General features: G+C 43.6%; 9 protein-coding genes and 1 tRNA gene. 7 read left to right on the top strand and 3 right to left on the bottom strand.

Annotated elements, in window-relative coordinates:
- From Q4557_RS05245 to Q4557_RS05235, 3 genes are all read left to right on the top strand, one after another.
- Positions 1-251 (top strand): hypothetical protein (locus Q4557_RS05245; protein WP_303411152.1); only part of this gene is annotated, 251 nt, incomplete at its 5' end.
- Positions 252-383: 132 nt separating this feature from the next.
- A tRNA-Ser gene (locus tag Q4557_RS05240) sits at positions 384-474 on the top strand.
- 87 nt (positions 475-561) lie between these two features.
- Positions 562-1881: a tyrosine-type recombinase/integrase gene (locus Q4557_RS05235; protein ID WP_303411150.1), complete on the top strand. Its 1320-nt coding sequence runs from the start codon at positions 562-564 to the stop codon at positions 1879-1881.
- 303 nt (positions 1882-2184) lie between these two features.
- On the opposite strand, the gene Q4557_RS05230 is transcribed toward Q4557_RS05235, so the two are convergent.
- The 3 genes from Q4557_RS05230 to Q4557_RS05220 all read right to left on the bottom strand — a co-directional run bounded on the left by Q4557_RS05230 (position 2185) and on the right by Q4557_RS05220 (position 4321).
- On the bottom strand, positions 2185-2307 hold the full coding sequence (locus Q4557_RS05230; RefSeq protein WP_303411121.1) for a hypothetical protein: 123 nt from the start codon (positions 2305-2307) through the stop codon (positions 2185-2187).
- 41 nt (positions 2308-2348) lie between these two features.
- Positions 2349-3041, bottom strand: coding sequence for an SDR family oxidoreductase (locus Q4557_RS05225; RefSeq protein WP_303411119.1), 693 nt, complete (start codon positions 3039-3041; stop codon positions 2349-2351).
- An 83-nt stretch (positions 3042-3124) separates the two neighbouring features.
- Positions 3125-4321 (bottom strand): MFS transporter, encoded by a 1197-nt coding sequence (locus Q4557_RS05220; protein WP_303411117.1) that lies wholly within the window; start codon positions 4319-4321, stop codon positions 3125-3127.
- A gap of 191 nt (positions 4322-4512) precedes the next feature.
- On the opposite strand from Q4557_RS05220, the gene Q4557_RS05215 reads away from it, so the two are divergent.
- From Q4557_RS05215 to Q4557_RS05200, 4 genes are all read left to right on the top strand, one after another.
- Complete coding sequence (locus tag Q4557_RS05215) at positions 4513-5394, top strand: LysR substrate-binding domain-containing protein (protein ID WP_017062691.1); 882 nt, start codon at positions 4513-4515, stop codon at positions 5392-5394.
- A 115-nt stretch (positions 5395-5509) separates the two neighbouring features.
- The gene (locus Q4557_RS05210) at positions 5510-6607 is read left to right on the top strand and encodes an alkene reductase (RefSeq protein ID WP_303411114.1); all 1098 of its coding nucleotides are present in this window, start codon (positions 5510-5512) and stop codon (positions 6605-6607) included.
- Positions 6608-6617: 10 nt separating this feature from the next.
- Positions 6618-7706: an alkene reductase gene (locus tag Q4557_RS05205; RefSeq protein ID WP_303411112.1), complete on the top strand. Its 1089-nt coding sequence runs from the start codon at positions 6618-6620 to the stop codon at positions 7704-7706.
- 68 nt (positions 7707-7774) lie between these two features.
- Complete coding sequence (locus Q4557_RS05200) at positions 7775-8716, top strand: zinc-binding dehydrogenase (RefSeq protein ID WP_303411111.1); 942 nt, start codon at positions 7775-7777, stop codon at positions 8714-8716.
- Positions 8717-8800: the final 84 nt, after the last annotated feature.

The following is an 8800-nucleotide window of genomic DNA, read 5'->3' as shown; positions in this document are numbered from 1 at the left end:
GAGATATTGCAGATTGGAAAGCGATAGGCTTTGATGCAGCTAAAGCTCAAAAATGGAGTAAGAGCGGCTTTAATGCTGAACAATCACAGCAATGGAGCGAAGCGAGCTTTAATGTTGAGTCAGCAGCTGAATGGTCAAAAGAGAAATTTAATCCAGAAGAAGCGGGTACATGGAAGCAGTCAGGGTTTGAATTAGAAGATGCCATAGAAGATCGAGCTAAAGGCCTAACCCCAGTAAAAATGGATAACTAGTATCAGATCGCAAATAGTGAGTACGAAATGGCAGCACAAACCACAAAATTGCTGCCGAAATAGTCAAACAGAAAGATAATGACAATTTATGCTTTACACCAGACAGTGAGATAGCTATTATCTCGCTCGTTCGGAGAGATGGCAGAGTGGTCGAATGCACCGGTCTTGAAAACCGGCATGGGTTTGTAGCCCATCTAGGGTTCAAATCCCTATCTCTCCGCCATATTAAATACGAGAAAAGCCGTTGATTATCAACGGCTTTTTTTGTTTCTGGCGTTTGAGGGGCTTTCTGAGAGGATTGACTCAGACAATGTACCTTTATAGAGCTCCCAATAGTGTGTACTTCACACGTATCTGTTTAGCCAAATCGTTACGCGATAAAGGCTTTCCTTTTGATATTAAAGTTTCTTTGTTGACTCGTGACAGAGCACAAGCGGTTATTCGTAATATCGATGTCGCTGGCACACTGAAAAAAATCATCAATAACATCGACCATCAAACCTGTATTAATGACTTTATTCGTTATGTTGATGAAGTGATTAACAGTCTTCGCAGTGAATTTGAGAAAAACAAGTTGGCCATCAGTACAAAGCCAGCAAGTTATAGAATCCCCATCAGAGACACTAAGCTGTCACAACACCGTGAAAGCACGGCTGTCGCCCAAGCAATGCCCGTGGTTACGTTACACGATGCACTTGCTGATTTTGTAGCTTCAAAAGAGAAGTCAGGTATTAGACCACTCTCTATTAAACAACTTGAACAGCGAACCTTTCACTTCATTAAGTTACTGCCAATAATCGGTAACCGGTCACCAAAAAGCACTCAAGCTATTTGCACTAACGATATTACCTCGGCTGATGCGATGAAGTACCGTGATGAACTGCTTACGCAGGGCAGAAGCTATAAAAGCAATAAAGAATACTTAGCGGCCGTATTTCAGTTTTTTAAGTGGTGTAAGTTAATGAACTACTGCAGCCACAATCCTTTTGAAAATGTGACAGTAGGGCAAAAGCCCAAAGTTAAAGCCAACCAAGAAAGAGACCGTTGGGATACGAGTGATTTAAAAAGGCTAATACATTCAGCCGAATTTAAAGATTCAACAGCTGACTTTAAGTGGGTCACCCGATTGATGCTTTATGGCGGTCTAAGGCCATCAGAGGCGTGTCAGTTAACGCCCCGTGATATCGTCGTAATCGAAGGCGTTCATTGCATTAACGTTGATGACGGCGGCAAAGGGCAACGTATTAAGAATGCCAATGCAAGACGCAGTATTCCAATCCACCAAACCCTGATAGAGCAGGGCTTTATTGAATTCGTAGATAAGCGTAAAAAACATCCCCAGCTGTTTAATTACAAACCAGTGGGATTAGTGGAAGATTGGTCAAAAACCTATTGTAAGCACCTATCGATATTACAAACCTGCATTGGCATGAAAGCGAGTCAACGACCAACGGCTTATAGTCTACGACACACTTTTATCGATGAGTTTAAGCGTTTGGATATCAGCGAGCATATTGTGGCGCAGATAGTCGGCCACGCAAACCCAAACATCACCTACGGCCGCTATGGGAAGGATATTCAGGCTAGGGCATTACTCAAATACATTGAGCGACTTGAATATAATATTTGATGATCGGGTGTGTTTATTCGAAAGTGATAGAGGAGTGTGTAGCTCATTTCTGCCCCGTTTCGTGTTGTAGTGATGAGAAGTAAAGACGCGGGAACCTGTTTTCGCTATACATATCTGAATTCAGGGACCGAGCCAGCCAAGGTAGGAGCTCTCAAAAAACTGTTTAAACGAAAAGCGCCTTGGGAATAAATCGACGCATTTTTGCCTCATTTCGCATTAAAGTATTTACTCAGTATTAGAGCAAACTTGCAGTTTTAAGTAGAATATGTAATTTGATCAGCTATAGATGTAGGCAATATCAATTTATAGGATCTCATCGTCATCATAACCCCAGTCAATTTGGGAAATATCACGGGAGACTTTGTGTAAATACCATACGAGTAAAGCGACAATAGAAAAGATGAAAACTAGAAATGTTAAAAGCATATCATACCCTTATTAGCTTGCATGTGACGTAACTACTGGGCTTACCATGGCAATTGAGTACCATCGTAGACAAAAAACGAACCTGAATGCTTAAGTTTTAAATTGTCGATAACATTAAGCATGCCTTTAACACTCTCTTCTACTGTTACCTTACCATCCTTTCCGCCCATATCGGTTTGTACCCAACCTGGATGAATCGCCATACTCTTCACACCTACTTCGGATAATTCACAAGCCAAAGATTTAATGATTTGGTTGAAAGCGGCTTTTGATGCGCGATAGCTGTATCGACCACCAGAGCGGTTATCACCGATACTAGCGAGTATCGAGGTCATCCCAATAATCGTTTTATCTTCGCCAGCAAGAATGTTATTCACTAGAGCTTGCGTGATTAACATGGGCGCAATGGTGTTGACCTTCAAAACATTTATCCATTCTTTTTGCCCCATATTGCCTAAGCTTTCACATTCATCTCCGCTTACACCAGCGTTGTGAATAAGCACATCAATGGCGATGTCTGCAAATTTTTCCGTTAACGCGAGAATATGAGATTCATTGCTAACGTCCAGCGTATGAATGCAAATTGTTGGATAAGTTTGTGCCAAGAGCGTTAACTTCTGAGCGTTGTTACTATCACGACAGCAGGCAATTACATACCATCCACCCTGAGCGTATTGTTTGGTTAGCTCCAATCCTAAGCCTCGATTGGCTCCAGTGATAAAAACAGTTTTCATTGTTTGGTCCCTAAATGATTCTAAGCAAGAATGAAAGGGCCAATGTTCTATATTGACCCTTTCCTAACGTTCGTTGTGATTTGTTACTTCACAAGCACACTTTCTTTTGGTTGCTGACTTGCTGTACGGTTATCAAGTCTGCCACTGATACGAGTGAGAGCAAGCGCTATCAGTACAACTACTGCACCTACCCAAGGTGTATGCATTAAGCCTGCTTCAGCGACAACCATCCCGCCGCCCCATGAACCAAGTGCAATACCAACGTTAAAGGCGGCAATGTTTAAACCGGAAGCAACATCCACTGCATCTGGTGTATATTTTTCAGCAAGTTTCACTACATATACTTGTAAACCTGGAACATTACCGAATGCAAATGCCCCCCAAACTAAAATCGTGGCTACCGCGGCAATAGGGTTAACGGCGGTAAAATTGAACACGATAAGCACAGCTGCAAGACCAGTAAAAATAATGCTAAGGGCTTTTATTGGGCCCATTTTATCGGCCATTTTTCCGCCCCAAATATTACCAATCGCAACTGAGACTCCATAAACCAACATAATTAAACTAATTGCATTCGCACTAAAGCCAGTTTCTTGCTGCAAAATAGGAGCAAGGAAAGTGAATGCTGTAAAAGTGCCGCCATAACCCAGTGCAGTAATCGCATAAACCAGTAATAATCTAGGTTGAGTTAATACCTTAAGCTGCGATGAAAGCTTAGCTGCAGCAGGTTGTTTTAAGTTATTTGGTACTAAGAAAGCACTACCAATTAATGCGATTAAACCTAATAGCGCAACAACTAAGAAGGTTGATTGCCAGCCAAAGGTTTGACCTATGTATGTCCCAAGCGGCACGCCTGTGACTAACGCCACGGTTAAACCAGTGAACATAATCGCAATGGCGCTGGCGGCTTTTTCTTTTGGTACCAGACCGGTAGCAATGGTTGAACCAATGGAGAAAAATACACCATGGGCTAAACCTGTCAAAATACGAGCGATAATCAGGGTGTTATATCCAGGTGCTTGCCATGCAACTAAGTTACCGACAACAAACAGTGACATGACGGTAATCAATACGTGTTTACGATTCCACTTTCCTGTTAAAGCCGTTAAAACCGGGGCGCCAATGGCAACACCAAGTGCATAAAGGCTAACCAGCAAGCCTGCTGAAGGCAGTGATATATTTAGGTCGGAGGCCATGGTCGGGAGTAGCCCCACGATCACAAACTCCGTTGTTCCAATAGCAAAGGCGCTGAGCGTCAATGCAAGAAGTGCTAAAGGCATAATATTTACTCTCTGTTGTTTGAAAATGACCAGCAATAGCCGATGTATTGGTCGCTATGCCGTCGCGTTGTTAATTGATGGGGGCATTTTGCATTAAAGATGTTTTGTGAAAAACAGAGGTTTTTACAAATGATATTTGTTATAAATGCAATAAAGCTGGTGAGCGATTGGATAAAGTTGAGGGAAATAGCATGCGAACAAAATCTGATGATTTAGCCATTTTACTAGCTGTAGTCGATACCGGAGGTTTTTCAGCGGCAGCAGAGAGCCTAGATATCCAAGTCGCGCGAGTATCCAGAGCGGTCAGTAAAGTGGAGAGTCAACTTGGGGTCACTATTCTAAACCGAACCACTAGACGTATTGAATTAACCGATGAAGGACGCCAGTTCATTGACTCTGTGCGGGTGGGATTAATGCAATTACAGCAGGCGGAAGAAGATATTATTTCCCGTGGGGAATTGCCCAAAGGCCGTTTACGTGTCGACGCGGCTAGTCCGTTTGTGTTTCATCAACTGGTGCCATTGGTGCAGTCATTTAATCAAGCCTATCCCGATATTGAGCTAGAAATAACCTCCAATGAAGGCATTGTGGATTTACTAGAAAAGAAAACCGATTTAGCAATTCGGATTGGTACCTTGAGCGATTCAACGCTACATGCTCGGTCGCTGGGTCGAAGCCCCTTGTATATTGTGGCTTCACCAGAATATATCTCAAAACGCGGGCTCCCCACTAAAAGCAGCGATCTTGCTCAGCATAATCTCATTGGATTTGTCGCCCCCAAAATTTTGAATGACTGGCCTTTAAAAGGTTTTACCCAACTAGACGCTTTGATGTCATCAAGTAATGGCGAAACCATTCGACAAATTGTGTTGGCAGGAAATGGCATTGCATGTCTATCAGGGTTTATGGTGAATAAAGATATTGCCGAAGGACGTTTAATCTCGCTGTTGGAGAGCGAAAAAATCAGTCATCCAAGAAGAGAACAAGTCAACGCTGTGTATTATAAGACTTCTTCTGTGGCCAAGCGGATCTCCGCTTTTATTGATTTTATTAAGCCAAAGCTAACCCTGTAACCCGCTTAAACAAGCTGATTGTTGCAATTTATACAAATATTATTTGCCTTTATTGCTATAAATGATTGGTGACTCATTTGCTAGTATGCCCCTATCAAATGAAGAGGGCTCAACTATGTCACTATCACTATTTAAACCATTCACATTGGGTGGACTCACACTCAAAAACCGCATTGTCATGCCACCGATGACGCGTTCAAGAGCCAGTCAGCCTGGTGATGTCGTAAATGACATGATGGCAACCTATTACGCTCAGCGTGCCAGTGCAGGATTGATTGTGTCTGAAGGTACGCAAATTTCAGCGACGGCAAAAGGCTATGCATGGACCCCAGGTATTTACACACCTGAGCAGATTGCTGGTTGGCGTAAAGTGACAGACGCTGTGCATGCCAAACAAGGCGCTATTTTCGCGCAGCTTTGGCATGTGGGAAGAGTCACTCACCCAGATAACATCGGTGGTAAGCAACCGATTTCTTCCTCCGCATTAAAAGCGGAAAACGTCAAAGTATTCGTTGATAATGGCAGTGATGAACCTGGTTTTGTTGACGTCGTTCAGCCTAGAGCGATGACAAAAGCCGATATTCAGCAAGTGATCGAAGATTACCGTCAAGCCGCATTGAATGCCATTGAGGCAGGCTTTGATGGCATTGAACTGCATGCCGCTAATGGTTATTTAATTAACCAATTTATTGATTCAGAGGCGAATGATCGCACTGATGAGTACGGTGGATGTCTTGAAAACCGTCTTCGTTTTCTTGATGAAGTTGTTACTGCAATGGTCGATGCCATTGGCGCTGATCGCGTTGGTGTGCGCTTGGCACCTTTAACAACCCTCAATGGTACTGTTGATGCTAACCCTATTGAGACTTATACCGCTGCCGCAGCGTTACTCAATAAACATCATATCGTGTACCTACATATTGCTGAAGTCGATTGGGATGATGCACCAGATACACCCGTCTCATTCAAACGTGCAATGCGCAATGCTTTTCAAGGCGTGCTGATCTACGCAGGTCGTTATAATGCGGAAAAAGCAAAGCAAGCTATTGATGACGGACTGGCTGATATGATCGGCTTTGGTCGACCTTTTGTGGCGAATCCCGATCTTCCTGAACGTCTACTTCACGGCTACCCATTAGCAGAGCATGATCCAAACACCTTGTTTGGTGGTGGTGAGAAAGGTCTGATTGATTATCCAACGTATAAAGCTTAAGGGGGTAAGTATGTTTAAGGTATTTAAAGGTCACGGACTTGAGACTAGAAACCGTATCGCGATGGCGCCGATGACTCGTTCACGCACGTCTCAACCTGGTGATGTACCAAACGAGATGATGGCAACCTACTACCGTCAGCGTGCCAGTGCTGGACTCATTGTATCAGAGGGCACCCCGATCTCAGCGGCTGCACGAGGTTATTCGATGACTCCGGGCATTTATACCCCAGAGAACATCGAAGGCTGGAAAAAAACCACCCAAGCTGTGCATCAAGAAGGCGGGAAAATATTTACTCAACTTTGGCATGTGGGGCGACGCAGTCATTCTGATATTTCAGGTACTAAGCCGTTAGCCCCATCAGCGATTAAAATCCCAGATCAAGTATTTGGCCCACTAGCTGAAGGTGGCTTTGGGATGATTGAAACTGAAACGCCACGGGAGATGACGCTGCAAGACATTAAGAGCACGATTGCGGATTTTGTACAAGCGGGCAAAAACGCCATTGAAGCTGGTTTTGATGGCGTGGAAATTCATGCTGCGCATGGTTACTTGTTTGATACCTTTTTACGCTTAGAAAGCAACCAAAGAAGTGATCAATATGGTGGCAGCCAAGAGAATCGTATGCGCTTTCTGGTTGATACCTTACAAGCACTTACTGACGAAATTGGTGGGGAAAGAGTTGCGGTTCGTCTGTCTCCTCATATCGGAGAGGGTTTTGCTGGGGATGATGTTGAAATTGTTCCGCTAACGTTAGCATTGCTGGAAAAACTACAACCGATGAACCTTGCGTATGTGCATTTTTCAGAAAACATATCACGCTATGTAGAGGTACCTGAAGAGTTTCGCCAACAAGTTCGCCGAATATACTCAAACCCAATCATGGTTGCTGGAAAGCTGACCAAGCAATCAGCGCAACAGTTAATCGACAAGCAGTATGCTGATTTCGTTGCCTTTGGTACCCCTTTTGTAACGAACCCAGATTTAGTCGCCCGTTTGGCCAATGATAACCCACTGGCCGAGTTTGATGCTGACGCAAGACTCACCTTGTATGGTGGCGGAGCCGAAGGCTACATCGATTATCCTACTTATCAGGCATAGCAAAACTAGGCATCAAGGACTAACCACTCCTTGGTGCCTTCTCCTTTCTTTAAGCAAACGAGAATGCGATGGAACCCTATCAAATTTGGCAATATCAAACAGAGACACACAGTGTTATTTTAGGTAAGGCTGAAATACCAGCTTTAGATGACAATGAAATCTTAGTACAAAACAAAGCGATTGGTATAAACCCTGTCGATTGGAAATTTATTAAAGCCAATCCTCTAAATTGGCCGAATGGTCATGTTCCTGGTGTTGATGGTGCAGGCGTCATCGTACACGTAGGCTCTAAAGTTGACACCAGTCTCATTGGGCGTCGAGTGGCCTATCATGGCTCACTAAATCGCCATGGTAGCTATGCTGAATATACCGTTTTGAATGCTGAGCGAGTGATGACGCTGCCTGAGAGCCTATCATTTGAACTTGCAGCAGCGCTACCTTGCCCGATGCTTACCGCATGGCAAGCATTTGAAAAAATTCCATTAACCCGACAAAGAGAAGTGCTTGTCGTTGGTTTTGGCGCGGTGAATAATTTATTATCCCAGTTCCTTCTCGATGCGGGTTATATCGTTGATGTTGTCTCAGCGAGTCTGAGCGAAGAGCGAGCCCAAAAGCTAGGTATTCGCCAAGTTTATCGAGAACAATCTCAAATCGACATGCAATACTTCGCCATTTTTGATGCCGTGAGTGGCGAAAATGCCGCTCATTTAGTGCCACTGTTAAGCGCAAATGGACACATGGTTTGCATACAAGATCGCATACCTGCGCCCATTGACCCAGCATTTACCCGCACTATTTCTTATCACGAAATAGCGCTTGGAGCATTACATGATTTTGGCGATATAAATGACTGGAATGCCCTGATGCGAAACGGCGAAGGATTACTTGAACGAGTTGCTAAAGGTCATATTGATATTAGTGTTCCAATCACTTTTAAATTTGGGCAGATGCCTGAAGCATTGGAGCACAGTGAATTTACAAAATTAAAAACTGTAATTACATTGAGTTAGATTGCACTATGTAACTTTTTGGGCAGAGTCACATAACTGGATCCCTACGCTTAGCTTGGATAGTGGTTCACATAACTGATGATG

It is taken from the genome of Shewanella sp. 5_MG-2023, from assembly GCF_030547465.1.
In the GTDB taxonomy this organism is placed as follows: Bacteria; Pseudomonadota; Gammaproteobacteria; order Enterobacterales; family Shewanellaceae; genus Shewanella.
The sequence above is the reverse complement of the archived record's forward strand: the minus strand, read 5'-3'. Positions and strand labels throughout refer to the sequence as shown.

Coding starts and splice junctions, on each gene's coding strand:
- Q4557_RS05210 (WP_303411114.1), top strand. CDS start 5,510: ATGTCACTATCACTATTTAAACCATTCACATTGGGTGGACTCACACTC.
- Q4557_RS05215 (WP_017062691.1), top strand. CDS start 4,513: ATGCGAACAAAATCTGATGATTTAGCCATTTTACTAGCTGTAGTCGAT.
- Q4557_RS05220 (WP_303411117.1), bottom strand. CDS start 4,321: ATGCCTTTAGCACTTCTTGCATTGACGCTCAGCGCCTTTGCTATTGGA.
- Q4557_RS05205 (WP_303411112.1), top strand. CDS start 6,618: ATGTTTAAGGTATTTAAAGGTCACGGACTTGAGACTAGAAACCGTATC.
- Q4557_RS05230 (WP_303411121.1), bottom strand. CDS start 2,307: ATGCTTTTAACATTTCTAGTTTTCATCTTTTCTATTGTCGCTTTACTC.
- Q4557_RS05235 (WP_303411150.1), top strand. CDS start 562: ATGTACCTTTATAGAGCTCCCAATAGTGTGTACTTCACACGTATCTGT.
- Q4557_RS05200 (WP_303411111.1), top strand. CDS start 7,775: ATGGAACCCTATCAAATTTGGCAATATCAAACAGAGACACACAGTGTT.
- Q4557_RS05225 (WP_303411119.1), bottom strand. CDS start 3,041: ATGAAAACTGTTTTTATCACTGGAGCCAATCGAGGCTTAGGATTGGAG.